The 26179-nt window shown below is 35.9% G+C and carries 24 protein-coding genes; 6 read left to right on the forward strand and 18 right to left on the reverse strand.

The window, feature by feature from the left end; all coding sequences use genetic code 11:
* Nucleotides 1-158: 158 nt before the first annotated feature.
* From PXC01_RS02225 to pyk, 5 genes are all read left to right on the forward strand, one after another.
* Entirely contained in the window at nt 159-392 is a 234-nt protein-coding gene (locus PXC01_RS02225) for an acyl carrier protein (RefSeq protein ID WP_008269813.1), read from the forward strand.
* Between the two features lie 107 nt (nt 393-499).
* Nucleotides 500-1750, forward strand: coding sequence for a beta-ketoacyl-ACP synthase II (fabF, locus tag PXC01_RS02230; protein WP_276470745.1), 1251 nt, complete (start codon nt 500-502; stop codon nt 1748-1750).
* An 8-nt stretch (nt 1751-1758) separates the two neighbouring features.
* A complete protein-coding gene (gene rnc, locus PXC01_RS02235; RefSeq protein WP_276470746.1) occupies nt 1759-2493 on the forward strand; it encodes a ribonuclease III in 735 nt (244 codons plus the stop codon).
* A 115-nt stretch (nt 2494-2608) separates the two neighbouring features.
* Complete coding sequence (locus PXC01_RS02240; protein ID WP_276470747.1) at nt 2609-3073, forward strand: IPExxxVDY family protein; 465 nt, start codon at nt 2609-2611, stop codon at nt 3071-3073.
* A gap of 2 nt (nt 3074-3075) precedes the next feature.
* On the forward strand, nt 3076-4518 hold the full coding sequence (gene pyk, locus PXC01_RS02245) for a pyruvate kinase (RefSeq protein ID WP_276470748.1): 1443 nt from the start codon (nt 3076-3078) through the stop codon (nt 4516-4518).
* 69 nt (nt 4519-4587) lie between these two features.
* Here the strand turns inward: pyk and PXC01_RS02250 are convergent, their stop codons facing one another.
* Nucleotides 4588-5112, reverse strand: a complete 525-nt coding sequence (locus PXC01_RS02250) for a PAS domain-containing protein (protein ID WP_276470749.1) — start codon at nt 5110-5112, stop codon at nt 4588-4590.
* A 322-nt stretch (nt 5113-5434) separates the two neighbouring features.
* A complete protein-coding gene (dinB, locus tag PXC01_RS02255; RefSeq protein WP_276470750.1) occupies nt 5435-6538 on the reverse strand; it encodes a DNA polymerase IV in 1104 nt (367 codons plus the stop codon).
* A 52-nt stretch (nt 6539-6590) separates the two neighbouring features.
* Between dinB and PXC01_RS02260 the strand changes: the two genes are divergently transcribed.
* Nucleotides 6591-7058: a CYTH domain-containing protein gene (locus PXC01_RS02260; protein ID WP_276470751.1), complete on the forward strand. Its 468-nt coding sequence runs from the start codon at nt 6591-6593 to the stop codon at nt 7056-7058.
* Between the two features lie 155 nt (nt 7059-7213).
* Here the strand turns inward: PXC01_RS02260 and PXC01_RS02265 are convergent, their stop codons facing one another.
* From PXC01_RS02265 to PXC01_RS02340, 16 genes are all read right to left on the reverse strand, one after another.
* Nucleotides 7214-8617, reverse strand: a complete 1404-nt coding sequence (locus tag PXC01_RS02265) for a TolC family protein (RefSeq protein WP_276470752.1) — start codon at nt 8615-8617, stop codon at nt 7214-7216.
* Nucleotides 8618-8630: 13 nt separating this feature from the next.
* The gene (locus PXC01_RS02270; protein WP_276470753.1) at nt 8631-11771 is read right to left on the reverse strand and encodes an efflux RND transporter permease subunit; all 3141 of its coding nucleotides are present in this window, start codon (nt 11769-11771) and stop codon (nt 8631-8633) included.
* Between the two features lie 37 nt (nt 11772-11808).
* Nucleotides 11809-12894 (reverse strand): efflux RND transporter periplasmic adaptor subunit, encoded by a 1086-nt coding sequence (locus PXC01_RS02275; protein ID WP_276470754.1) that lies wholly within the window; start codon nt 12892-12894, stop codon nt 11809-11811.
* A gap of 100 nt (nt 12895-12994) precedes the next feature.
* Nucleotides 12995-13474 (reverse strand): GbsR/MarR family transcriptional regulator, encoded by a 480-nt coding sequence (locus PXC01_RS02280; protein WP_276470755.1) that lies wholly within the window; start codon nt 13472-13474, stop codon nt 12995-12997.
* 231 nt (nt 13475-13705) lie between these two features.
* Nucleotides 13706-14101, reverse strand: a complete 396-nt coding sequence (locus PXC01_RS02285) for a hypothetical protein (RefSeq protein WP_276470756.1) — start codon at nt 14099-14101, stop codon at nt 13706-13708.
* Between the two features lie 9 nt (nt 14102-14110).
* The gene (pheS, locus tag PXC01_RS02290; protein WP_276470757.1) at nt 14111-15130 is read right to left on the reverse strand and encodes a phenylalanine--tRNA ligase subunit alpha; all 1020 of its coding nucleotides are present in this window, start codon (nt 15128-15130) and stop codon (nt 14111-14113) included.
* Nucleotides 15131-15388: 258 nt separating this feature from the next.
* Nucleotides 15389-16018: a carbonic anhydrase family protein gene (locus tag PXC01_RS02295; protein ID WP_276470758.1), complete on the reverse strand. Its 630-nt coding sequence runs from the start codon at nt 16016-16018 to the stop codon at nt 15389-15391.
* Nucleotides 16019-16100: 82 nt separating this feature from the next.
* Nucleotides 16101-17693 (reverse strand): SulP family inorganic anion transporter, encoded by a 1593-nt coding sequence (locus tag PXC01_RS02300; protein WP_276470759.1) that lies wholly within the window; start codon nt 17691-17693, stop codon nt 16101-16103.
* Nucleotides 17694-17761: 68 nt separating this feature from the next.
* Nucleotides 17762-18055 (reverse strand): hypothetical protein, encoded by a 294-nt coding sequence (locus tag PXC01_RS02305; RefSeq protein ID WP_276470760.1) that lies wholly within the window; start codon nt 18053-18055, stop codon nt 17762-17764.
* Nucleotides 18056-18114: 59 nt separating this feature from the next.
* A complete protein-coding gene (locus PXC01_RS02310; RefSeq protein ID WP_276470761.1) occupies nt 18115-18876 on the reverse strand; it encodes a tetratricopeptide repeat protein in 762 nt (253 codons plus the stop codon).
* A 2-nt stretch (nt 18877-18878) separates the two neighbouring features.
* A complete protein-coding gene (locus PXC01_RS02315; RefSeq protein WP_276471248.1) occupies nt 18879-20603 on the reverse strand; it encodes a BatD family protein in 1725 nt (574 codons plus the stop codon).
* Nucleotides 20604-20662: 59 nt separating this feature from the next.
* Nucleotides 20663-21523, reverse strand: coding sequence for a tetratricopeptide repeat protein (locus tag PXC01_RS02320; RefSeq protein WP_276470762.1), 861 nt, complete (start codon nt 21521-21523; stop codon nt 20663-20665).
* Nucleotides 21516-22562 (reverse strand): vWA domain-containing protein, encoded by a 1047-nt coding sequence (locus PXC01_RS02325; RefSeq protein WP_276470763.1) that lies wholly within the window; start codon nt 22560-22562, stop codon nt 21516-21518. The genes PXC01_RS02320 and PXC01_RS02325 overlap by 8 nt, the downstream gene beginning before the upstream one ends.
* Before the next feature lies 1 nt (nt 22563).
* A complete protein-coding gene (locus tag PXC01_RS02330; protein WP_276470764.1) occupies nt 22564-23562 on the reverse strand; it encodes a vWA domain-containing protein in 999 nt (332 codons plus the stop codon).
* Nucleotides 23563-25224 carry a hypothetical protein gene (locus tag PXC01_RS02335; RefSeq protein WP_276470765.1) on the reverse strand — a complete coding sequence of 554 codons (1662 nt, stop codon included), beginning with the start codon at nt 25222-25224 and terminating at the stop codon, nt 23563-23565. It lies immediately after the preceding gene.
* A 5-nt stretch (nt 25225-25229) separates the two neighbouring features.
* On the reverse strand, nt 25230-26096 hold the full coding sequence (locus PXC01_RS02340; protein WP_276470766.1) for a DUF58 domain-containing protein: 867 nt from the start codon (nt 26094-26096) through the stop codon (nt 25230-25232).
* Between the last annotated feature and the right edge of the window lie 83 nt (nt 26097-26179).

A 26179-nucleotide genomic window follows, 5' to 3' on the forward strand; every position in this document is an offset into this window, starting at 1 on the left:
TTTTATCAACGTTACCGAAACAAAATATTAATATGGTAAAATTACAGCACATGTCTTTAATTTTATTAAATTACCATACATTTTAACGACAATTAGTGTAATTAAACCAAAGTTTTTTATTTTTGCCTTCAATTTAAATTTTTAAAACAAATATTATTATGTCAGACATTGCATCAAGAGTTAAAGCTATCATCGTTGATAAATTAGGAGTTGATGAGAACGAAGTGGTAACCGAGGCTAGCTTTACTAACGATTTAGGCGCAGATTCATTAGACACGGTAGAGTTGATAATGGAGTTCGAAAAAGAATTTGATATTCAAATTCCAGACGATCAAGCTGAGAATATCGCAACTGTTGGTCAAGCCATCAGCTATATAGAAGAAGCTAAGTAAAACATGTTTTCTTAAATAGAATTCAAATTATCCATGTGGTAAATGCTCCGCATGGATAATTTTTTTTAATTTACGCTTGGTTTAGATTTAAACAAATACAAAGTTAAATGCAGTTAAAGCGAGTTGTAGTTACAGGTTTGGGGGCACTTACCCCAATAGGTAATAATATTGAAGAGTATTGGGATGCTTTGGTAAACGGTAAAAGTGGATCAGCGCCCATTACGTATTACGATACAGAAAAGTTCAAAGTAAAATTCGCTTGTGAGCTTAAGAATTACAAGACAGAAGATCACTTTGATAGAAAAGAAGGCCGTAAGCTGGATAGATTTGCGCAGTACGCACTTGTATCATCAGATGAAGCTATTCGTGATTCTAAATTAGATTTAGAGAAACTAGATAAATTCCGCGTAGGCGTTATTTGGGGAGCGGGTATTGGAGGTTTGGAAACTTTTCAGAACGAGGTAATGAATTTTGCCAACGGAGACGGTACACCAAGATTCAATCCGTTCTTTATTCCAAAAATGATCGCTGATATTGCCCCGGGGAACATATCCATTAAGCATGGTTTTATGGGACCTAATTATACCACCGTTTCCGCTTGTGCATCATCGGCAAATGCAATGATAGATGCCCTGAACTATATACGATTGGGTCATTGTGACGTCATTGTAACAGGTGGTAGTGAAGCTGCAGTAACTATTGCCGGTATGGGAGGTTTTGGTGCAATGCACGCATTATCAACAAGAAACGATAGTCCTGAAACAGCTTCAAGACCTTTTGATGCAACCAGGGATGGTTTTGTTCTAGGTGAAGGTGCAGGAGCCTTGGTTCTTGAAGAGTATGAGCATGCAGTTGCCAGAGGTGCTAAAATATATGCGGAAGTTGCAGGTGGCGGTATGTCAAGTGATGCTTACCATATGACGGCACCGCACCCAGATGGTATTGGGGTTGTTAGGGTAATGGAAAACTGTCTAAGGGATGCAGGTATGTCCATTGAAGATGTAGATGCTATCAATACACATGGTACTTCAACACCTTTGGGCGATGTTGCGGAACTTAAGGCAATAACCAAAGTTTTTGGTGAGCACGCAAAGAAAATAAATATCAATTCTACAAAATCTATGACCGGTCACCTGCTAGGAGCAGCGGGCGCTATTGAAGCAATAGCATCGATATTGGCTATGGAACATGGTATGGTGCCACCAACTATAAACCACACCACGGTAGATGAAAATATAGATCCTAGTTTAAACCTAACATTGAACAAAGCTCAAAAACGAGATGTAAAAGTTGCCATGAGCAACACATTTGGCTTTGGCGGACACAATGCATGTGTGGTTTTCAAAAAAATAGATTAATTAGTTTTATGTCATTTCCCTCAAACTTATTTAATTCCCATCCAAAGGAGGATGGGGATTTTTTTTGGGGAATAACCAAAATTTTAGGTTTTAAACCTAAGACCTTGTCCATATATAAAAAAGCCTTTCTTCATAGGTCCATGAATAAAAAGGACGACAAAGGTAATCCTATGAATTATGAGCGTCTAGAGTTTTTGGGAGATTCAATGCTAGGCACCATAATATCTAAACATTTATATAGCGAGGTACCTGCAGGTGATGAAGGTTATTTAACTAAAATGCGTTCTAAAATTGTAAGTAGGGAGCACTTGAACGAGTTAGGAAAAGACCTTGGACTCATAAATTTTGTGGAAAGTAGAATACCAAAATCCCACTTTGGTCAAAATATCCATGGCAACGTCTTTGAAGCTTTAGTTGGCGCAATTTACTTGGATCGTGGCTATAAGTATTGTGAAAAATTTATTTACAAGAGAGTAGTAGGTCCTTATGTTGATATAGAGCAACTAGAAGGTAGGGTCATTAGTTACAAGAGTTTGGTAATCGAATGGTGTCAAAAGAAAAAGAAATCTTTCGATTTTGATGTTTATGAAGATACGGGCAATGATCCCCTTAAGCATTTTGCCGTAAAACTCTCCATAGGTGGAGATGTAGTTGCCAAGGCAAGGGCAACCTCAAAAAAGAAAGCTGAAGAGAGAGCGTCAAAAAGAGCATTTTTTGCCTTACAGGATAAAATGGGTAGCTAATCATTTAACAAAATGATAAAAAGCTAACATTTTAATAACTTTTAATGTGTTTTTATCAATTTATCTAACTAGGCTTTATAGCATAGAAGTTCTATATTTACCGTTTTGTTGAGGTATGGCTACGACTTATAAAATAAATGAGGATTTTTATGATGAATCTTTTAGCCTTATAGCTTTACACACTACCTTAGAAGATTTTTCATTGGCCTATGGCTTAAACAAAACTCTAAAGGCAAAATTTGTAAGAGCAAAAAAAAATTATATTCTTGATGAAAACAAATCGTTTCCCATTTTTGAATGGGAAGATGAGTATAATGATATGTATTGGGTATTGATTGCCAATCATAGTACTGAAAAGGAACTCATAGTTCATGACGATTTATTTAAGAATGAAACAACATATAAAATGCCAAGGCTCATACCTGAGTATAAGGATGTTGATTACCTTATAAAAATTGAAACGGATAAGGAAGTTGATATAAACTCCTTCATAAAAAATATACTAATGTTGCCTAGGGTCATGGCAGCATATGAAATAAGTACTGACAAACTAAAATCAAAGAACAATCTAATTTTTTAAATATGCCAACTGTAAAAAAGACGAAAATTGTAGCGACCCTGGGTCCTGCAACTAGCAAAAAAGAAGTGCTCAGAAGCATGATTGATGCAGGAGTAGATGTATTCAGGATAAACTTTTCCCATGCAGATTATGAAGATGTTAAGGAGCGTGTAAATATGATACGTGAATTAAATGCCGAAATGGAAACCAACACTTCTATTTTAGCTGATTTACAAGGTCCTAAATTACGTGTAGGCGTAATGGCAGGTGACGTTGTAGTGAGTCCTGATGATGAAATAACATTTGTAACCGGTAAGCCTTTTGAAGGTAATGCAGAACGCGTTTACATGAACTACAAAGAGTTTCCAAGAGATGTAAAAGCTGGGGAACGTATTCTTTTAGATGATGGTAAATTGATGTTCGAGGTTGTTAAAACTAATGGTGAAGATGAAGTTTTGGCAAAGGTTATACAAGGAGGTCCATTAAAATCTAAAAAGGGTGTTAACTTACCTAATACAAATATCTCTTTACCGGCACTTACCCCAAAGGATATTAAAGATGCTGAATTTGCCATTTCTTTAGAGGTAGATTGGATAGCACTTTCTTTTGTACGTTTTAGTCAAGATTTAATTGATCTACAGAATATAATAAATAAACATTCTGAGCATAAAATTCCAATAATAGCTAAGATTGAAAAACCGGAAGCTGTAGAGAATATTGATAAAATTGTTGCGTATTGTGATGGTTTAATGGTGGCACGTGGTGATTTGGGTGTTGAAGTTCCTGCACAAGAGGTTCCATTAATTCAAAAGCAATTGGTATTAAGAGCCAAAAAAGCTAGAATACCTGTAATTATAGCAACCCAAATGATGGAGACTATGATAACTAGTCTTACACCAACAAGGGCAGAGGTAAACGACGTTGCCAATTCCGTAATGGATGGTGCGGATGCGGTAATGCTATCAGGTGAAACCTCTGTGGGTAATTACCCTGTACAGGTTATTGAAAAAATGTCTAGCATCTTGGAGAGTGTAGAAGGTTCAGATTTAATTCATGTACCACATGATCCACCACATATTCGTACCAAAAGATTTATTACCAAGTCTATTTGTTATCATGCCGCAACAATGGCAAACGATATTAAGGCGAAAGCAATTTCAACTTTGACGAATAGTGGTTATACCGCTTTTCAAATTTCAGCATGGAGACCAAGTGCGCATATCTTGGTGTTTACATCAAACAGAAGAATACTTACACAACTTAATTTATTATGGGGTGTAAAAGCTTTTTATTATGACAAATTTGTATCTACCGATGATACAGTTGATGATGTTAACCGCATTGCCTTCAATAAAGGTTATTTACAGGTAGGGGATATGATAATTAGTCTTGCGGCAATGCCTATTAAGGATAAAGGTATGGTAAATACCTTAAGGGTAAGTGAAATAGAGTCGGGCGATATTTAGTCTGTTTCAATATAAAGTATAAAAAAAAGGGTCGCTATTAGCGACCCTTTTTTTATAAACACTTACATCTTAGGCAACTTCTTTTTCAAAGGCAATAAAGTTGACAATTTTACCTTTTTTGTCAAATATTGGATGCCCTTGGATCCAACAATGGTATGTTGAACCATCTTTTCTGTAATTGACTACCGTAACTTCAAAAGGCTTTTGTTCTTTAACTGCATTAGAAACAATTTTTAAGGTAGATTTGGATGTTAAGTTACCTTGGAACATTTTAGGGCTTTTACCAATAATTTCTTCTGGGTAATATTGACTCATATACCACATATTCTTGGTTGCAAAAACAATGTTTAATTGAGCATCTGTAACCACCACAATATTCTTATCGGACTTTAACTTGGTATCAAGAATATTTGTATCAAAATCCCAAGAATTGTTAGAAACCAAATTTAAAAGTGTAACCGAATCTTCTTCCGTTTGTTTTATTACTTCGTAATTAGGCGCGTAAAAGTCCCAGGAAAGAACTGGCAATAAATTGTAGTTTAAACTTTTTCTAAACTTAATCACGGCATTATCGTAATCCTTTAATTCTATCATTCTGTGTAGTTTAGAGAGATAAATATTTTTTTTTTCATAGCAATTTGTGATAAAGCTAAAAATTTACTTTTCAGGATTAAAATTTTAAGACAGGATTAGCATTAATGTTTAAGACTTCGTAACTAATACTTTAGAAAGTAAATGTAAAGGTTGAACATTAATAAAGATGTTTTTCTCTAAAATTGCACTATTTTATGAGAAAAACGTGTATTTGAAAGTTGTTTTTAGTCTATAGATATGCCAGTTTTGTTTTATACAACGGATATCATTAATATGCTAAAAGCTTAGTTTAAGAAATTGTTTTTGTTAAGTATGATAGTAATTAAAAATCAAACTTTAATTGCACTAAAATTGATTTATCATCAACTTTTTTAGTCTTCTTATCTTCTGTATTTAAATTGGATAAAGAGATGCCTAATAGTCGAACAGAGTTTTGTAACTCCTCTTGATAGAGAAGGTCTTTAGCAGTTTCTAAAATAAGGTCTTTGTCCGCAATAAAATAGGGCATAGTTTTACTTCTGGTGTTTAAAGTGAAATCGCTATATTTTATTTTTAGCGTAATAGTTTTTCCTGCTACCTTAGATTTCGTTAGTCTTCTTTCTAGTTCTTGAGCAATATGCTCTAACCTTTCCAGCATAAAAATTTCACTGCTGAGGTTTTCGTTGAATGTACGTTCCGCTCCAACAGATTTTGGTATGCGGTGCGGTTTAACTTCGCTATTATGAATGCCACGAACTACATGATAATAGTATGGACCGCTTTTGCCAAAATTTTCGGCAAGAAATTCAATGGATTTTGATTTTAAGTCCTTGCCCGTAAAAATGCCCAGCTTATACATTTTTTCAGCAGTGACTTTGCCTACACCGTAAAATTTACGTATATCTAAATTTTCTAAAAACGGAATTACCTCTTCTGGATTAACCGTTTTTTGTCCGTTAGGTTTATTGATATCACTTGCTACTTTGGCTATAAATTTATTGATCGAGATTCCTGCGGATGCATTTAAGCCTGTTTTTTCTAGAATACGTTGCCTAATCTCTGTGGCAAGCATGGTGGCAGAAGGGTTTCCTTTTTTATTTATGGTTACATCTAGGTATGCTTCATCTAGTGACAATGGTTCTACCAAATCTGTATATTCAAAGAAAATAGATCGTATTTGTTTTGAAATTTCTTTGTACCGTTCAAAACGAGGTTTTACAAAGGTTAAGTGTGGACAGTTTTTCCTAGCTTGAAATCCGCTCATAGCACTTCGCACACCAAACTTACGGGCTTCATAATTAGCTGCCGATACCACGCCTCTTTTCTCACTACCACCAACGGCCAAGGGCTTGCCCTTTAATTCTGGGTTGTCCAACTCTTCTACGGACGCATAAAAGGCATCCATATCAACATGAATAATTTTTCGAAGAGGCATTTCATTGGGCATAAGCAAATTTAAGACTTATCTTAGTTTATGGATAGTAGTTTTAACCATTCATATGATAGAAATAGAGCGTAAGTTTTTAGTAAAATCTGATGATTATAAATCTGAGGCAAGGTCTAAAACACGAATTGTTCAAGGTTTTTTAAATACAGATCCTGATAGAACGGTAAGAGTAAGAATAAAGGGCGATACCGGATTTATTACCGTAAAAGGGAAATCCAATACTTCAGGAACATCTAGGTTTGAATGGGAAAAGGAAATTTCTGTAGTAGATGCCGAAAGTCTGTTGAAGTTGTGTGAAAAAGGAATTCTAGATAAATATAGATATGAAGTGCCGGTAGGGAACCATGTGTATGAGGTAGATGAATTCCGTGATGAAAATGAAGGGTTGACAGTAGCTGAAATTGAATTGAACGATGAAAATGAATTATTTGAAAAACCAGCTTGGTTGGGTGTAGAGGTCACCGGTGAGGTAAAATATTATAACTCCCAATTAAGTAAAACACCTTTTAATCTATGGTAGTCCTCTATATTATATACGTCTACTTATAAATTAAAAAAGATGCCAAGGGTCTTTGCGACATCATCAATTTTGACCCTTTGGCATCCATTTTAAAGCATTGTATTCATGCTCATCTATACAATTTATACTTCGTAATAATATTCTTATCAAATGATTTATTGCCATCCACCACCAAGAGAACGGTATAATTCAACTGTTGCGGACAATTGTGATAATTTGTTGTTTACTAAATTCAATTCTGCATTCAAAGAATTCTCTCTTGCGGTCAACAAATCTAAATAGGTTAGGTAACCGCTATTCAATAATTCTTCAGAATTACTTTCGGCTCTTTTTAAAGCCGAAACCTGTTTAGAGATATATGTCTCTTTTTCAATAGCAATATTGTAATCATATAAGGCTTCAGAAACTTCTTTGCCAGCATTTAAGAGCATTTTTTTGAAGCTTAATAAAGATTGTTCTTGTTGCACTTTTGCCACTTCGTAAGCTGTTCTAATTTTTCTACCGTTAAATATTGGCTGTGTTAAACCACCAACTAGATTAGCGAATATTGAACTGGAATCTATCCAATTATCAAGATCTAAACTTTGAAATCCGCCTTGTGCAGATAGCGTTATGGATGGATAAAAGTTACTTCTGGCAACGTTCGTTAATTCAAAACTATTTACCAATCCGTATTCCGCTTGCATAATATCTGGTCTGTTGCGAAGTAAAAGCGCAGGTACGCCTAATTGCATTTCGTTTGCTAAATACTGCTGATCTAATGAACTGCGTTCATAAGTTTGTGGTTCTTCACTTAATAAAATACTTAGGGTATTTTCCGCTTGATAAAGTAAATTTTTAAGGTCTAACAATTGACTTTGTGCACTATATAATTGTGCTGCAGTTTGGTCAACACCAACCTGATTTGCTTGCCCCGCTTCTTTTAGTGCAGAAATGGTTTCTAAACTTTTTGCACGGTTTTCAATGGTTTCTTCAGTAACTGAAATTTGCTTGTCCAAAGCCAATATTTGATAGTACGTAGTGGCAATTTGCGCCACCAAACTAGTTTTTACAGCTTTATGTGCCGCTACGGTTTGTAGATAATTGGCATCGCTGGCACGTTTGGTACTTCTTATTTTTCCCCAAATATCCGCTTCCCAAGAAGCTGTTCCAGAAGTTTCATATTGATTAAAAGGCTGAGTGAAAAAACTACCAAACTGTCCGTTTTCACTTGTTCTAGCGGTTCTAGTGGCACTTGCGGCACCGTTAATTGTAGGTAAATAACCAGCTTTTCCCTGTTTAACATAAGCCTCTGCAGCCGCAATGCTCTGTAGAGCAATGCGAATGTCAAGGTTATTTTCCAATCCTTTTTGAATATATGTTTTCAAATAAGAATCTGTAAAAAGGTCTTGGTAAGAAACCGATGCAAAAGATATGCTGTCCTGAGGCAGATTATCTGTTCTGTAAAGTTTTTCGGTTTCTACATTCGGTCGTTCATATGTTTTAGCGGTAAAACAAGACTGCAACAAAAGTGGCAGAAAGACGACCAATATAATTTTATTGGATACTAATTTATTCATGATTTCTTTAGTTCTAAGATTCTTCAATAACTTCTTGTGGAGCACCTGTAATTCGTTCTTGTATTGTTTGGAAAATAACATACAATGCCGGTATAACGAATACACCGAATATGGTGCCTATTAACATGCCCCCAACGGCACTCATACCAATAGAACGGTTACCTACTGCGCCTATACCAGATGATAGTGCCAACGGCATTAAACCAAGTATAAAGGCAAATGAGGTCATTAAAATTGGTCTAAGCCTAGCTTTTGCACCATCTATGGCAGAATCTATAATAGACATACCGTGCTTTCTACGTTGTAATGCAAACTCTACTATAAGAATGGCATTTTTGGAAAGTAGACCAATAAGCATGATCAATGCAATCTGGAAATAGATGTTATTTTCAAGTCCGGCCATGCTTACGAAACCAATAGCACCTGCAATACCAACCGGTAATGAAAGTAAAATTGCCAACGGTAAAATATAAGATTCATACTGGGCACTTAACAAGAAGTATACAAATACCAAACTCAAAATGAATATGATAATAGTTTGGCTACCTGCGCTATTTTCTTCTTTGGTAAGACCGGAATATTCAAACGTATAGTTATTCGGTAAAACTTCTGCAGCTACTTCTTCTATTGCCTTAATGGCATCTCCTGTAGAATAGCCAGGGTTCATTGCACCGTTTATTTTTACGGAGCTTAATAGATTAAATCTACTTACAACTTCAGGGCCATAAATTTTCTTCAACGATACAAACTGTGATACTGCAACAGATTCACCGTTCGCGTTCGTAACAAATATATGGTTCAGTGAATTTTCATCTGCTCTATCTTCTGGTTTAGCTTGGATCATAACACGATATTGTTTACCAAACTTATTGAAGTCAGTTGTATACAATCCTCCATAGTATCCTTGCATAGCACTGAAAACATCGGTAACCGCCAAACCTGCCATTTTTGTTTTTTCAACATCCACATCTAATTCATACTGAGGGAAATTTGCGTTGAAGTTTGTAATGGCATATTGTACCTCTGGCCTTGCGTTTATGGCACCTAAAAACTCATTGGTAACTTTATTTACGGTCTGCCAATCATCGGCATCTTTACTTTGCAGGTTCATTTCAAAACCGGTAGAATTACCAAAACCACGAACACTTGGCGGAGTAAAGAAGAATATTTTGGCATCTTTAAGTCCCGCTGTTTTTGCAAATAGGCTTCCTACTACTTCTTGGACAGATTCTCCTTCCCCTTCTCTTTCTCCCCAATCTTTAAGACGAAGTACGGAGAACCCATAAGAACCACCGTTCACGCTGTTCAAAATACTGAAACCTGTAATGTTCATACGAGCTTCAATGATATCCATAGATTGGTAGATAGAATCTAATTTCTTTACCGTTTTCTGCGTCTGTTCCAAAGTAGTGCCAGGAGGCATTGTTACATCGGCAAATACAATAGCTTTGTCCTCATTTGGAATAAAACCTGTAGGGGTTGATTGGAACAGCAAAAAGGCAATAACAGCAAAAACGGCAAGAGATCCCCATGTTATCCATTTTCTTTGGGTAATATATTTTACGGAACCAATATACTTATCCGTAACAGCATCAAAACCGGTGTTGAAAGCAGAGAAAAAACGTTTTACCACGCTTTTTTTCTTTTCTTCGGAATTATGATGTGGTTTTAATAAAAGTGCGGCCAATGCCGGACTTAAAGTCAACGCATTAACGGCAGAAATAAGAATTGCGATTGCCAATGTTATACCAAACTGTTGGTAGAACACACCCGACGAACCACTAATAAATGATACTGGAATAAATACCGCAGACATCACCAAGGTGATGGAAATAATAGCACCTGATATTTCTGACATAGCAGATTTAGTCGCCGTTTTTGCATTGGTAGCACCTTCTTCCATCTTGGCATGTACCGCTTCCACAACAACTATGGCATCATCTACCACAATACCAATTGCCAGGATCATTGCGAACAAAGTCAACATGTTGATCGAAAATCCAAATAAGGATAAGAAGAAGAACGTACCAACAATTGCCACCGGAACGGCAATAGCAGGAATTAAAGTAGATCTAAAATCTTGAAGGAATATAAAAACTACTAGGAATACCAATAAGAATGCCTCTATCAATGTTTGTACAACATGCTCAATAGATGCGCTTAGGAAATCTTTAGTATTGTACGGGATTACGTAGTCCAATCCTTTAGGAAAATCCTGACTACTCTCATCTAGTATTGTCTGAATTTCATCAATTATGGCATTTGCATTAGACCCGGAAGTTTGAAAAATACCGACTGCTGTACCGGGTTTGCCCATACCTTCGTTCTTGGTACCATAATTAAAGGCGCCCAGCTCAACATCGGCAACATCCTTTAGGCGTAGGAATTGACCATTTTCTTGAGCTCTTATAATGATATTTTCATATTCGGCCTCATTAGAAAGACGACCTTTATATTTTAATACGTATTCATAAACACCATCGGCATTCTCACCAATTTTACCGGTAGCGGCTTCAAGGTTTTGTTCGTTAAGTGCAGCCTGTATATCTGATGGCATAAGTTTATAAGCAGCCATCTTTTCAGGATTTAACCAAATACGCATAGAGTAATCTTTAGCGCCAAAAACGGTTACGTTACCTACACCTTCTATACGTTGAAGTTTAGGTACAAGATTAATTCTGGCATAATTCTCTACAAATGTTGCATCATATTCCTCATTATCTGAAAACAGGGAAAAGAATAATAGCGCACTAGTTTGAGATTTTTGGGTAATGACACCAGTTTGTACAACGGCCTGTGGCAAAACACTATTAGCCCTGGCAACTCTGTTTTGAACGTTTACGGCGGCAATATCTGGATCTGTACCTAGTTTAAAAAAGACATTTATGGTCGCAGCACCGTCGTTACTGGCATTAGAAGTCATATACAACATGTCTTCAACACCGTTGATCTGCTCCTCTAATGGTATAACAACACTTTTAAGTACGGTCTCTGCATTGGCACCTGTATATGTACTGGTTACCTGCACCGTAGGCGGTGCTATTTCCGGATATTCTTCAATAGGTAAGGTCGATAACCCTAAAACACCTAAAATGACGATAATGATCGATATGACCGTAGAAAGAACGGGTCGATCTATAAATTTTTGAAACATTGTTCTTTATTTGTATGTTATGTTTATTGGTGGATGCTTACTTGACCGGGTCAATGGTCATTCCGTCCCTAAGTTTAGAGGCCCCTTCTAATACAATAGATGTACCCTCGTCAATTCCATTTTCAACAATAAATCCTTTTTGTGTAGTAGTGATAATGTTTAATGGCATTGTTGTTACCGTATTATCATCTTTGACCACGTAGACCAATTTTTTACCTTGAAGATCTATAGTTGCTGTTTGCGGTATTTCATAAGCACCTTCATACACAGTTGGTATTCTTATTTTACCGGTACTGCCGCTGCTGAGTAAATTGCCTTCATTGTCAAAATCTGCCCTTGCGGTAACACTACCGGTGTTGCTATTGATTATTGTATTGATCATGGCAATTTTTCCGGGTTCGGCATATTCTTCGCCATTGATCATAATAAGTGAAACTTTTGGAGCTTTATCAAGGTCTATAACATTTTTGTCATTTTTTGGCATTGATTCCTTAAGCTTCAATAATTCTTTTTCATTCATAGAAAAATAGGCACGAACTTCACTAACATCAGATACCGTAGTTAAAGGTTTACTCATGGCAGAACTTACCAATGCACCTATTTTATATGGTATTTCTCCTATATAACCGTCTACCGGACTAGTAATACGTGAGTAGCCTATATTAGATGCTACACTCTGGTAATTGGCCTTGGCCTGCTCTAATTGTGCCTTTGCGGTTTCTAATTGTACATTACTAATTATATTCTTTTCTACAAGTGGCTTCAGTTTATCTACTTCTACTTGCGCTACGTTTACAGATGCTTTGGCCGCATTGGCATCTTGGTTCAACGTTTGTGTTTCCAGTTTAAAAAGTAATTGGCCCTTTTTAATTTTTTGACCTTCCTCAACATACACTTCTTGTACAAATCCCGAAACTTTAGGCCAAATTTCTACATTTTGCTTCCCCTCAAGGGTAGTAGAAAATTCATTATAAACAGTTAGGTCCTGTTTGGTCAATTGAGCAATTTTTAAGCTTGGTGGTGGAGGTGCCGCTGCCGCTTGTGCCGGTTTTTCAGATGAACCAAAGCATGAACTCAAAAGAAGAGCTGCACTTATTATTCCTATAATTGATAACTTTCTCATTTTAATTGGATGTTTACTTATATAAATAGTTGTTGTTTTCTGTTAAGGTTTTGTTAATTCAGTAAGTTCGGTAAAAAACGAACTATGTGTTCAAATTTTTTTATATTAATTTTTTTAAAGCTTCTATCGTTTCTTTGTACGTAGTTTCATTTTCACTTAAGCAATGCATATAAGCGTCTATTTTAGCTTTATTAGAATTATATTTTTCAGTATTAAATTCTTTATCGTATGCAGCTACCTTTTGTATCATTTTAGATTCGTTAGCAGCCTTTTTAAGTGCCTGCTCTAATTTTTTAATAAAAAAAGTGCTCTTGTCAGAAATTTGAAAATATCTTCTTCTATCTCCAGATTTTGTGAAATAGGTAATCATACCTAATTGTAAAAGCAAATTTAGAGAGGTTGAAATTGAGCTCTTACTGGCACCTCTTTTATTTTGACAATCATCAAAAGTTAAACCTACTTCCTCTGTAACTACCAGATTTCCAAAAATTCTGGCTGCCAAAGGGGGTAAATTATATTCAGCTTCAAAATGAACACCTAGTTCCTCTATTAACTTTTGTTTACGTTCTTCTTTCTCCATAATTCAAAATTTGAGACTACAAAGGTATAGTTAGTTCGGTAGTAAACAAACTAAAAGAACTTAAATTTTGTTAAATCTTTTTAAACTATGATTTACTGTGTAAAATTAAATCATAACTAATTGAAAATTAATTCAATAGAAACAATTTTTAACGGTGTTTTAAATTTGAAGGTGCAATTATTTTTGTGAAGTATGATAGAATTTTAGATTCTAAACATTTAAAAAAAAAGTCTATTTGGCAAGAATACCCTCTTTCTCAATCAAAAGAATGTGTGTCAAATTGGTTTCCCTAACTGTGTTCTTTTCAAATAAAAATCGTTTTTCGAACAATTTGTTGTCCGCAAAGAAAGTGACAAAAAACTCATTGTTCAACGCCAAAACATCTTCTTGAACCACCTCGATCTTTTTAAATGATTTTGGTGGTATATCGCCAATGCCGTGTCTCATGGTGGAAGTTTTGCGATCACCATCATAACCTTTTGATACTGCAATGGTCATTTCAATAGGCGTATCCTTATCATTTATAATATATGCATTCCAGTCTTTGTCCAAGAATTCTTCGTTCCATTCACGGATCATGGCAACGTAAACATCTTTAACAATAGGTATTTCAATATCTTTTTTCACTAAGAAATCTTAAAGGGCGCTTTTAAATTGCTCTAAAAAGCGTAGGTCATTTTCACTCAGTAAGCGAATATCTGTAATTTGATGTAATAACATGGCAATACGATCAATACCTACACCAAAAGCAAAGCCAGAATATATTTCAGGGTCAAGCCCACAATTTGTAAGTACGTTAGGGTCTACCATACCGCAGCCACCAATTTCTAGCCAACCGGTACCTTTGGTGATTTTGTAATCAGATTCAGTCTCTAAACCCCAGTATACATCAACTTCTGCACTTGGTTCCGTAAATGGGAAATAAGAGGGCCTTAACCTAATTTTAGATTTTCCAAAAAGCTCTGCCGTAAAGTATTGAAGTGTTTGTTTTAAATCTGCAAAAGAAACATCCTTGTCTATATATAAACCTTCTATTTGGTGGAAGAAGCAGTGAGATCTAGCAGAAATAGCTTCATTTCTATATACTCTACCTGGTGATATGGTACGAATAGGAGGTTGATTATTTTCCATATAACGCACTTGTACCGAAGACGTATGTGTACGCAGTAAGATATCTGGATCTGTTTGCACAAAGAAAGTATCTTGCATATCTCTTGCCGGATGATACTCAGGTAAGTTCAATGCGGTAAAATTATGCCAATCATCCTCTATTTCAGGACCTTCGGATACATTGAAACCAATTCTTGAAAAAATATCGATAATCTTGTTTTTGACTATGGATATAGGATGACGTGAACCTAGTTCAATAGGGTTTCCAGGTCTGGTTAAATCACCATAAACCTGCTCATCGGTCTGGTTGCTCTCTAATACTTGTTTTAAAGATTCTACCTTTTCTGTAGCGGCATTTTTAAGTTCGTTAATAGTTTGGCCAAACTCTTTTTTCTGGTCGTTCGGTATATTTTTAAACGCTGCAAAGAATTCGTTAAGGATACCTTTTTTTCCCAAATATTTTATACGAAACGTTTCTACGGCCTCCATATTGTCAGCAGTAAACGATGCTACTGTAGAGATTTCTTCTTTTATCTTATCAATCATGAATGTTGATTAAAGTCGCAAATTTAAAACTTTTAGAACAGGTATGATATGTTTTTATATGTTTTGATACCTATGCACGTATAAATTATAATAGTATAGGTAGTGTTGATCATAATTAATAAACTTGATGTAGGCTATATCCGAAAATAAAGAAGCTTCTATTTTTTTTAAAACTTAGAGAACATTTTTAAAATAGAGCATATCGTAAAAAAAAACCGATGCGTAGGCACCGGTTTTTTTATTTAAAAGTTTATGGTCTTAACTATAGAATTCAACTGCTCCAGACGCAATATCGTACATTGCCCCAACAATCATTATTTCACCGTTTTCTTCCATTTCGGCTAAAACGGGACTATCTTTTCTAATGTTTTCAATAGTCATTTCCACATTTTTAGCCGCAACTTTATCTACAAAGTCTAAATTTTTAGAGTTTCTTTGACTCTCATCTGTAGGTTCTTTAACAGCGTCTACTGCCGGTTCAATTTTATTGATCAAAGCTGTCAAATTACCCAATCTTGCATGATCACAGGCCCCTTTAATAGCTCCACAGCTAGTATGGCCCAATACTACGATTAATTTGGTTCCCGCTAGTTTGCATCCAAATTCCATGCTTCCAAGAATATCTTCGTTTACGAAATTTCCTGCTATTCTTACACTGAAAATATCACCAAGGCCTTGGTCAAAGACCAATTCGGCAGAAACTCTAGAGTCAATACAGCTTAGTATGGTAGCAAAGGGAAACTGACCTTCGCTAGTATCGTTTACCTGCTCTAAAAGATTTCTATTTGCTTTCAGGTTATTTTGAAACCTTTGATTTCCTTCCTTCAAAAAATCCAATGATTTAGAAGGGGTCATTGTTGCTTGGGTTTCTTTAGTATGTGCTTTCATAATATTGTAATAGATTTTAAGATGATTCTTTATCAATGATATGCTTGTTCCATTGAAAAAGGATCAATAATAATACATTTAGTTATTTTAAACTTAGGTTTGACTTCTCAGGTTGTTGAAAAAACTCAATATAACTGGGTGGGTTTTCAACGATGCCTCTATTAGAAATTAGCTTAATATCAATATTTCGTTCTTTGGCCTTTAAACTAAAGTCCTCTAAAATTTCAATAATGTCATAATCTAAATATTTAGTCTTCATAATATCTATTGAAAGATGCGTGTCATTGGGCAAATTATCAAGTTCCTTTAAAATGGCACCTTTATTAATAAAGGTAACTTCTTCTGCCAAGGTCATATTGATTCTGTGTTTACCATCGCTTTTATCTTCAATATGCAAAAAATGAGAGTTTTGGTAGTTCTTTAAAAGAATTACAATGATACCTACGGCTAGACCAAGGCTTATACCTATTAACAAATCTGTAAAAACAATTCCTAGAACGGTAACAAAAAATGGTATGGATTGTTTCCAGCCAAGCTTGTACATTTTTATGAATAAAGCAGGCTTTGCCAACTTATATCCTACAATAAATAGTATGGCCGCCAGGACCGATAAAGGAATCATGTTCAACAATGTTGGTATCAGAATTACGGATATCAATAATAAAAAACCATGAATTATTGCCGATAATTTAGTTCTTCCACCAGACTGTATATTGGCAGAACTACGAACGATAACTTGAGTGATCGGTAGACCGCCTATCATACCGGAAATTATATTACCGGTACCTTGCGCCAATAATTCTCTGTTGGTAGGAGTAACATTTTTATGAGGGTCTAGCTTGTCCGTAGCTTCAACACAAAGTAAAGTTTCTAGACTTGCTACCAATGCTATGGTAAAACCGGTAATCCAAACCTGCGGATTAGTTATTGCACTAAAATTTGGAAAACTGAACTGACCAAGAAAAGAAGAAACATCTTCTGGTACTGGTACTTTCACTAGATGGTCGGCCGATATACCAAATACTTCGCTATCCTTGGTAAATACATAAAACAAAATACCGGTAACAACTGCAACCAATGGACCCTGTACCAACTGAAAGATTTTACCTTTTTTAGAAAGTACTTTGTCCCATAACAAAAGAATAGCCAAACCTATAATTGCTATTATGGTTGCCCCGGGACTAATATTGTTTATGGTATTTAAAATTTCTGAAAAGGTGTTTTCCCCATCTACTTGAAAAAATGCCCAGTCGCCCTCAGGATCGGAATCATAGCCAAAAAAGTGCGGTATTTGTTTAAGAATAATGATAATACCAATACCGGTAAGCATTCCTTTAATTACGGAAGAAGGAAAGTAATAGCCAATAACACCTGCCTTTAAAATACCAAATACTATTTGGATAATACCACCTAATACAACGGCTACCAAAAAATTTTCATAACCGCCAAGTGTACCTATTGCGGTCAATACAATAGCCGCCAGACCGGCAGCCGGTCCACTAACTCCAATTTTAGATCCGCTCATGGCACCTACAACAATACCACCTATGATACCTGCTATTAGACCTGAGAATAATGGTGCTCCACTTGCAAGGGCAATACCTAGACACAATGGTAATGCGACGAAAAATACAACAATACTCGAAGGAATATCGCTCTTAATATGTTTAAACATGTTTATAATATAATTTGGTCCTAAACCGGTTAGGACATTTAGATTAGTTATTTAGTAAATGCGGATAATTATATGATTTCATCGGGCGGGGGAGATACTATTTCTAAATATAGGTCCAAATAACCTAATTTATGAGTGTTACTGATGATAGAATTTTCTGAGATAGATACAATTGAAAATACTAAGGAATTTTCTTTGACAAACTTTTCTTCACCTATAGATTTCTTACCGGATTCTTGTTCTTCTTCGTTCAGATTTGTGAGGACTATAGGGTTCTCAATATCGCATAAGGTAATTATGCTTGGCGCAGTAACTGCAAAAAGCCATAATAGGAGTAAAGTTATGCGTGCTACCAGCTTCATATATAAATGTATGATTTATAAAGATAGTGTGCAAATAGTTAACAATTATGCACTATTGGCTAAAAATCCTTTAACAATTTTAGATCATTGTTTTTGACCCATCCGGTTTTACCGTCAGTTAGTTTAATTTTTTTCCAATTATTCAATTCATCCAGTACATTTACCTTGGTCCCTGCATGAATAAGAAAAACTTCTTCACTTTTATTGTTCGGTTCAGATTTTACAGCACTTTCCTCAGCAAAAATAATAGCTGGTCTATGTTTGTCAAAATCATTGCGCTGCACATATGCGAACACTACCGATAAAAGACATAACAACAAAGCGAACATACTTCCTATAAAAGTTAATCTCTTTCTTGAAGAATAAACAGCATAATAAAATAAAATGTATAGCACTACAAATACGATCATGAACCCTACGGCCGTGTATGCCCACTCGTCAAAAGTTAATTTGCCGGTAACGTTTTTGTACAATTTAGATAGACCGGTCTCTGGCATTATATCTATGGCATCAATGGTCATATTTTGAGCATAGCTAAGATTTGTTTTTATCTCCTCATCATTAGGCGATAGTAACAGGGCTTTTTCAAAATAATAAATGCTTTCCGCAATTTTATTTTGTTTGTAGTAAGAATTTCCAAGATTGAAGTACACGGCAGATGAATGTTTGCCGTTTTCAAGAATATCCAAATAATAATTAGTGGCATCTTCGTAGTCACCGGCATTATAGGACACTGTAGCCTTTTCAAACAATTGTTCGTTCTGGGCGGTACAAACTAGCACTGCAAAAAGGCCGATAAAAGTAATGAGCTTTTTGAACATGTTTATAATTGTTTATCCATTATAGAAATTACCTCACTAGCTTTGTCATAGTCGGCTTGCATCTGTACATTTGAAAAAGGACTATATCTTGCCGCTTCACAGTTCTTTAATAATGCAATGAAACTGTCCGTACTGGTGTCGTCTACCTGTTTTGCCCTTAGTAACTCTGTAATTTTATCTTTACTGAACTCAGAGGTTTCAATCTTTAATTTTGCTTTTAAATAATTGTGCAATGCACGTTCAAGAGCAACATAAAAAGACTCTTTGTTACCTAATTGTTTTCTTGCAGCAGATAAATATTTTCGAGCCAGTTTGTTTGCTTTTCGAATTTTGTTGCCTACCACATCTCCTGCAATGGCATCTCTTTTCTTTCTCAAAACTATAGCTAGGGGAATGAGTAGTAAAGGGCACAAGAGCCATAAATAAAATGAGGTTGATCCAAAGAAATATGAAACGGATTTGCCGGTTAAATTGGGGTTTAATTTAATAAAATTAAACTCATTGCCGTTACTTACTACAGATTGTTTATTGCTATTTGCATTTCCTACGGCATTGGACGATGCACTTAAAGGACCTTCCAAAACATTAATAACAATTTCATTGGATGTTAACGTAGAATATTTTCCTGTAGATGGGTTAAAATAGCTAAAGCTTAACGGGGCAATTGGATATTTTCCTCTAAAAGAAGGTACAATGGTATATTGGTTGCTGACCTTGCCTTGCATTCCTGCCAAGGTTGTTCTAACACCCTCCGTAAATTCCGGTTCATAGACTTCTAAAGCACTTGGCAGTTCTAATACAGGAAGTTTAAATAATTTTAGGTTTCCTTTACCACTGACCTCCACGGTTGCCTGTAAAGATTCCGATGCATTTAAACTGGTCTTGCTAGTAGTCACTGAAAAATCAAAATCCCCAACGGCTCCATTAAAATCTGCAGGTTGGTTTTCAATAGGCAAAGGTTTTACATTAATTGTTCTTTTGCCGGCAGATACCGTTTTGTTGGTTTGGGCATACATTTTTTGTCCAAAAAAGTCCCTTCTACCCGTTGGTACATCTACGGTTACATCTAGTGAAAGTGGTTCTATGTCCAGTTTTCCGGATTTCTGCGGATAAAGAACTACACGTTTTAAAATAGCATACCGATAAGGCTTGCCTTTATAAGTTCCATTTTGCGCGCTAAGCCCGTTTACCTTTATATCTTGGCTCCAGAAATTATTATAGGTTGGATTATCTAAAGGTTGATAATTTGATACGCTAATATTAGGACTAACATATAATTTGTAAATTACTGTTATAGCTTCGTTTAAATACGGATTTGTTTTTGAAATCTCGGCTACCAAATGTAAATTTTCATCTGCTATATCATCGGCGGTCATTTGATCGCTGGGTTTGTCTACTGCCGCTGTAACTTCAACATTTTGTGCCAATGACTTATAGGTTTCGCCATCAATTACTATAGAAGCTTGTTTAATAGTAAATTTACCTCTGGCAGTAGGTGCTAGTGTATATGAATATGATTTAGAATAGCTTCTTACTCCATTGATCCAAGAAGAACTTATAGATTGAGAAGGTCCCATGATTACTTTAAAACCTGCAAAATCTGGCGGACTAAAATTATCGCCATCGCGGTTCATGGTAAAATCTACTCGTAATCTTTCATTTAGACCAAGCTTTGGTTTACTCAGTTTCATTTCAAAAGTTACCTCACCGTTATTTTGGCCCATCATGCATATTGAAGACAGAAATACGGTCAATACTAACCCAAGTTTTGCTATGGATTTAAAATCTACCAATCTTTTTCGGTTTTAATTTTTGCTCCTTTTACTTTTTTGGCATCGATTTTATCTTGAACCTTTTTCTCTGCATTTTGCATGGCTCTCAATAAATTTTCGACTTGTTGTTTAGAGAGTTGATTAGGTTTAGGTTGTTGTTGATTCTGCTGGTTTTCACCATCACCCTGTTCCGGCTTTTTCTTTTGATCAGATTCATTGTCGCCTTCCCCTTCATTATTATCATCTTTGTTCTCTTTGTCTTTATCGCCTTCATCTCCCTTGTCGCCATCTTCACCTTGATCTTTTTTATCCTCGTTCTCGCCTTCGTCTTTTTGATCTTGGTCTTTGTTTTCGTCCTTGTTGTCTTTGTCTTTATCCTTTTCGTCTTGGTCTTGTTTGTTCTCGTCTTGATCTTTTTTCAGAAGTTCTTTGGCCAGCGCCAGGTTATAACGGGTTTCTTCGTCAGTAGGATCATTGCGTAAAGCTTCTTTATAAGCTTCTACCGCCTTTGCATAATCTTTACGTTTCATGAAAACATTACCCATATTATGGTAAGCTTTATGTTTGTCAGTTTTAGTTGTAGAAGCTTCACCAGCTTCTTTAAACCTGCCAAACGCCTCATTATACGTTTCATTTTCATAGTAGGCATTACCTAAGTTATAAGGAGCTGCGCTATTATCTGTACTTTTTGATATTGCTTTTCTATAATTCACCTCTGCGGCAATAAAATCATCTTCTGACAATGCCTTGTTGGCATCCCAGGTTAAATTGGTAGATAATCTTAAAGCTTTTTCTTTTTCCTTTTCGTCATTCTCTTGAGCAAAAGAGGAAAAACAAACAAAAAGCAATAGTAATACTGTGTTTATGTTATTCATTTCTTTTCTCATTGAACAGATTAAGTTTTTTTAACCAGCTTGTCTTGCGGTCCAAGATAAAAATATCTAAAAAGAGAAGCAACAATGCCGCGCCTACAAACCACTGAAATTGATCTTTATATTCTGCGAATTGTTTGGCTTCAAATTCCTTTTTATCCATTTTTAATAATTCTTCTTTAATATACTCTACTGCGGCATCTGTATTGGAGCCATCAATATATTGTCCATTACCTTCACTTGCAATTTCCGCTAATACAGTTTCGTTTAATCTGGTGATTACGGTTTCACCTTGGCTATCTTTCTTAAGGCTTTCTAAAATACCATTTCTTTTTATTGGTATAGGCGCCCCTTTTTCTTTACCTACGCCAATAGTGTATATGATAATGCCTTCTTCAACGGCTTCTTCCACGGCATCTAGTGTTGAGCCCTCTGAATGATCTTCACCATCAGAGATAATGAACAGTACACGGTTGGTCTGTTCCACATCGTCATAATAGGTAGATGCCAGTTCAATGGCTTGGTCAATAGCAGTACCTTGAGATGTAAGCATGTCCGTATTCATACCCTGTAAGAACATTTTTGCCGCACCGTAATCTGTGGTTATGGGTAATTGTGGGTATGCTTGTCCGGCATAGGCTATAATACCAATTCTATCACTTGCCAGTTGATTGATTATTTCAGAAACCAATCTCTTGGCTTTTTCTATTCTGTTAGGTGCAATGTCTTCCGCCAACATACTTTTACTGACATCTACCGCAAAAACAATATCTACACCTTCTCTTTTTACGGTTTCTAATTTTGTGCCAATTTTTGGGTTTACCAAACCAATGACCAGCAATGCCAAGGCAAGTATAAAGACTATTAATTTTAGTCCGCCCTTATTGTAAGAGCGGTTTGGTGTCAATCTTTTTAAAAGTTCAGGATCCGCAAATTTCTTTTGCGTTCTCTTTTTCCAGACCAATAGTAAAAAGAACAGCACTATTATCACCGGAATGATAAAGAGTAAATAAAAGTATATTTTTTCGTCGTACTGTATCATATTAAACAAAGCTTCTAAAAAGCGTATTTCTTAAAATCCATTCTAACAAAAGCAAACCTCCTGCTAATAATACCCAAATTCTAAATTTTTCCTCGTAGCGGTAGTATTTGAATTCTTCTACCTCGGTTTTTTCCAGTTTATTGATTTCGTCATAGATTTCTTCTAGAGACTCGTTATCGGTTGCTCTAAAATATCTTCCTCCGGTGGTACTGGCTATATCTTTAAGTAGTTCTTCATCTATTTCTACCTGACGCATTCCAAATCTGAAAGAGCCATCGGCATTATATGAAACTGGTGAAAGTGCATTTCCATTTGTACCTAAACCAATGGTGTATGTTTTAATACCAAATTCAAGGGCTAGGTCAGATGCTGTTTGTGGTTCTATAAAACCGGAATTGTTGACCCCGTCGGTCAGCAGTATGATAATTTTACTTTTTGCCTTGCTATCCTTTAAACGGTTCACGGAAGTTGCCAGCCCCATACCAATTGCCGTACCGTCATCTAATTGACCGTATGAAATTTCTGAGAGTGCGTTCAGTACAATGGCTTTATCTGTGGTAATAGGTGTTTTGGTATATCCTTCACCGGCATATGCAACAATACCTATACGGTCGTTAGGCCTATTTTTTATAAAATCTGCGGCAACATCTTTAAGTGCGGCCAACCTATTTGGTTTTAGGTCTCTTGCCAACATACTGGAAGACACATCTATTGCCATGACAATATCTATACCTTTTGTAGTCTTTGAACGTGTAGAGATATCTTCTGTCTGTGGTCTTGCAAGAGCTACTATAATAGCACTCAGGGCCAATAAACGTAATATGAACAACGCAGGTTTGAACTTGGTTAAAATACTATTGTAGCTAAAACCTTTTGTGCTAGATATACGTAATGATGCGTTTTGCTCTTTTTGCTTAAAGATATACCACACAATTGCCAATGGCAGTAATAAGAACAGCCAAAAGAAATCAGGGTTTGCAAATGATATATTCTCTAACATTTATGCTTCTGTTTTTACTTCTACCGATGATAAGATGCGGTCTACTATTTCTTGTGCGTATGTATCTTCTTCTAGCCAGGTTAATATTACATATTGTTGAAAGCCTTTTCCGCCAAAAAGTAACACTGCATATTCGCCATCAATTAGTTCTTCCGATCCAGGCATAGGAAATTTACCACTACCAAAAATTTTAACACCTTCTACCCCGCTAATTGTATTGAATTCCTCTTGTTTGGTAATGATGTTCTTTGCTCCCTGACTTTCAAAATTTGATAGTATTCGTTCAATGGTCTTATCAAATTCTGGTTCAACATCTTGTTGTGCCAAAGTGATGCTGGTAGTACCAATGTTAAAAAGTGCAATTGGACTTCTATATTCAAAAGCTTGAATATCAGCTATGGCAGCTTTTGCTTCTGCCGGTAATTTTATCTTTTGGCGTACCAGTACTTGTGGGGTCTCTAATTGTATTGGCGGAAAACCATAACTACTCCGTACCCATTCTTCTTCTAAAAGCTCTTTTGTTGGATGGCCCAAAACGGTATCCTTTAAATAACCGAATCCGAATTTAATACCTGCAATCGTTATTCCAATAAGTACTAACGCAACGGTAGAAATAACCGCTATTTTAATTTTTTTCTTTTTTGCCTTACGTTCAAGTTCTTCTTGGTATTCGGCTTGCTCTAATAGCTCTTCCTCCGTTGGTTCCGGGAGGGCTTCATGAGTTTTTTCAACAATCTGTTCAACCAGCTTTCTATCTTGTTCGGCAACAGCGGTAGAAGGTTTGTTCTTGGCAAATTTCACTAAATCTGCCGTTTGTAATATTTGTTGAAATTGTTTTATGGTATCGTTATCCAAATTCAGTTCGCCGGCATCTTTTAGTAGTTCTAATTTTTCGATCAATTGACCGGTGGTACTTTCCAGAGCGGTTACATTGGCATCTTCTTCAAGGTAAGAACGTACTATAGTAGTTAGTTCAGAATAGTATTCTTTGTATTCGTCCTGTATTAGGTATCTAGAATTTTCTAATCGCTTCAATTCTAGTAAAGCCCTGTCATATGGTGGTAAGAGTGCAACCTTTTCTTCTTCGCTAAGTGGTTTTTTACGGAAGACGAACCAATAAAGTAAAAAGCCAAGAATTAATAAGATCAACAGACCTATAAGCATGTATTTCCAAAAAGTATAATTACTTTTTTCAACATTGATCAACGGTTTAATGTCATACATTTTCTGATTCAAGGTATCTACAGGAACCGTAGCTACATTGATCAAAGAAGAATCGGTCATAAAACCAGTGCCGTTAATGTCAATACGCTGAGAAGGCAGTTTATAGGCGCCAGAATCAAATTGGGTTAAAGCATATATTTTTTGAAGTGTAAGCCGATCTTTATTTCTAGTGGTATCCGTTGCAAAGGCCTCCACCGTTTCTAGAGGAGAAAAGGTTTGCCCTTCAGGAAAAATAACAAAATCCGTAGAGTCTATATCTACGGTAACCTTCCATTGAACCTGTTCACCTATTTTTATAAAAGTTGTATCTATCTCGGTGGATATTCGCGGACTTTCTTGAGCGCTCATGTTAGAGCCCCATAATAGAAGTATGAATACCGGTATAATACATAAAATGTACGATACACCTATTTTATTTTCTCTATTAGTATAACTCATTCGTATCAACCTCTTCTTTTAAAATAGCCCAATAATTTTTTTACATAGCTTTCATCTACCCTGCAGTCTAGCACACCGCATCCAGATTTTGTAAAAGACTCCTTGAAATAGGTAACACGCTCTCTGTGATATTCCGCATAGGAGTTACGAACTTTTTTAGAATTTGTATTTACCAATTGTAATTTTCCGGTTTCAACATCTTCTACTTGCACCATGCCCAAGTTAGGTATAGACTCTTCACGTTCGTCATAAACTCTAATACCTGTTACATCATGTTTGCTGCCAGTAATTTTTAACGTTTTTTCGTAATTGTCGTCTATAAAATCAGAAAGAACAAAAACAATGGCTTTTTTCTTCATGACACTGCTTAAGAATTTCATGGCCTGGGCAATATCCGTTCTATTGCTTTTTGGTTTAAACTCCAATAACTCCCTAATGATACGGAGAACGTGGGTCTTTCCTTTTTTAGGCGGAATAAAAAGTTCAATTTGGTCAGAGAACAGAATAACACCGACTTTGTCATTGTTTTGCAATGCGCTAAAAGCCAACGTTGCGGATATTTCTGTAACGATCTCGTTCTTAAATTGGTTGGTAGTGCCAAATAGTTCAGATCCACTAATGTCCACCATCAACATCATGGTAAGTTCTCGTTCCTCTTCAAATACTTTTATGTAAGGCTCGTTGTAACGTGCGGTAACATTCCAATCAATATTTCTTACATCATCACCAAATTGATACTGGCGCACTTCACTAAAAGTCATACCACGACCTTTAAAGGTAGAGTGATATTCCCCGCCAAATATGTGGTCAGAAAGACGCCTTGTCTTTATTTCAATTTTCCGTACTTTTTTGAGTAGCTCTTTGGTGTCCATTTTTTAGTAAACAGTTTACAGTCTCCGTTAGCAGTAATCTTATATTCTTCCATACAATAATTGGATTTCCGAATATGGCAACT

Source organism: Maribacter huludaoensis (assembly GCF_029350945.1).
Lineage (GTDB): Bacteria > Bacteroidota > Bacteroidia > Flavobacteriales > Flavobacteriaceae > Maribacter > Maribacter huludaoensis.

Coding starts and splice junctions, on each gene's coding strand:
- rnc (WP_276470746.1), top strand. CDS start 1,759: ATGTCATTTCCCTCAAACTTATTTAATTCCCATCCAAAGGAGGATGGG.
- PXC01_RS02240 (WP_276470747.1), top strand. CDS start 2,609: ATGGCTACGACTTATAAAATAAATGAGGATTTTTATGATGAATCTTTT.
- pyk (WP_276470748.1), top strand. CDS start 3,076: ATGCCAACTGTAAAAAAGACGAAAATTGTAGCGACCCTGGGTCCTGCA.
- PXC01_RS02265 (WP_276470752.1), bottom strand. CDS start 8,617: ATGAATAAATTAGTATCCAATAAAATTATATTGGTCGTCTTTCTGCCA.
- PXC01_RS02300 (WP_276470759.1), bottom strand. CDS start 17,693: ATGTTTAAACATATTAAGAGCGATATTCCTTCGAGTATTGTTGTATTT.
- PXC01_RS02275 (WP_276470754.1), bottom strand. CDS start 12,894: ATGAGAAAGTTATCAATTATAGGAATAATAAGTGCAGCTCTTCTTTTG.
- PXC01_RS02310 (WP_276470761.1), bottom strand. CDS start 18,876: ATGTTCAAAAAGCTCATTACTTTTATCGGCCTTTTTGCAGTGCTAGTT.
- PXC01_RS02315 (WP_276471248.1), bottom strand. CDS start 20,603: ATGATGGGCCAAAATAACGGTGAGGTAACTTTTGAAATGAAACTGAGT.
- pheS (WP_276470757.1), bottom strand. CDS start 15,130: ATGATTGATAAGATAAAAGAAGAAATCTCTACAGTAGCATCGTTTACT.
- PXC01_RS02340 (WP_276470766.1), bottom strand. CDS start 26,096: ATGGACACCAAAGAGCTACTCAAAAAAGTACGGAAAATTGAAATAAAG.
- PXC01_RS02335 (WP_276470765.1), bottom strand. CDS start 25,224: ATGAGTTATACTAATAGAGAAAATAAAATAGGTGTATCGTACATTTTA.
- fabF (WP_276470745.1), top strand. CDS start 500: ATGCAGTTAAAGCGAGTTGTAGTTACAGGTTTGGGGGCACTTACCCCA.
- dinB (WP_276470750.1), bottom strand. CDS start 6,538: ATGCCCAATGAAATGCCTCTTCGAAAAATTATTCATGTTGATATGGAT.
- PXC01_RS02225 (WP_008269813.1), top strand. CDS start 159: ATGTCAGACATTGCATCAAGAGTTAAAGCTATCATCGTTGATAAATTA.
- PXC01_RS02330 (WP_276470764.1), bottom strand. CDS start 23,562: ATGTTAGAGAATATATCATTTGCAAACCCTGATTTCTTTTGGCTGTTC.
- PXC01_RS02305 (WP_276470760.1), bottom strand. CDS start 18,055: ATGAAGCTGGTAGCACGCATAACTTTACTCCTATTATGGCTTTTTGCA.
- PXC01_RS02280 (WP_276470755.1), bottom strand. CDS start 13,474: ATGGAGAAAGAAGAACGTAAACAAAAGTTAATAGAGGAACTAGGTGTT.
- PXC01_RS02320 (WP_276470762.1), bottom strand. CDS start 21,523: ATGAATAACATAAACACAGTATTACTATTGCTTTTTGTTTGTTTTTCC.
- PXC01_RS02270 (WP_276470753.1), bottom strand. CDS start 11,771: ATGTTTCAAAAATTTATAGATCGACCCGTTCTTTCTACGGTCATATCG.
- PXC01_RS02260 (WP_276470751.1), top strand. CDS start 6,591: ATGATAGAAATAGAGCGTAAGTTTTTAGTAAAATCTGATGATTATAAA.
- PXC01_RS02295 (WP_276470758.1), bottom strand. CDS start 16,018: ATGAAAGCACATACTAAAGAAACCCAAGCAACAATGACCCCTTCTAAA.
- PXC01_RS02325 (WP_276470763.1), bottom strand. CDS start 22,562: ATGATACAGTACGACGAAAAAATATACTTTTATTTACTCTTTATCATT.
- PXC01_RS02250 (WP_276470749.1), bottom strand. CDS start 5,112: ATGATAGAATTAAAGGATTACGATAATGCCGTGATTAAGTTTAGAAAA.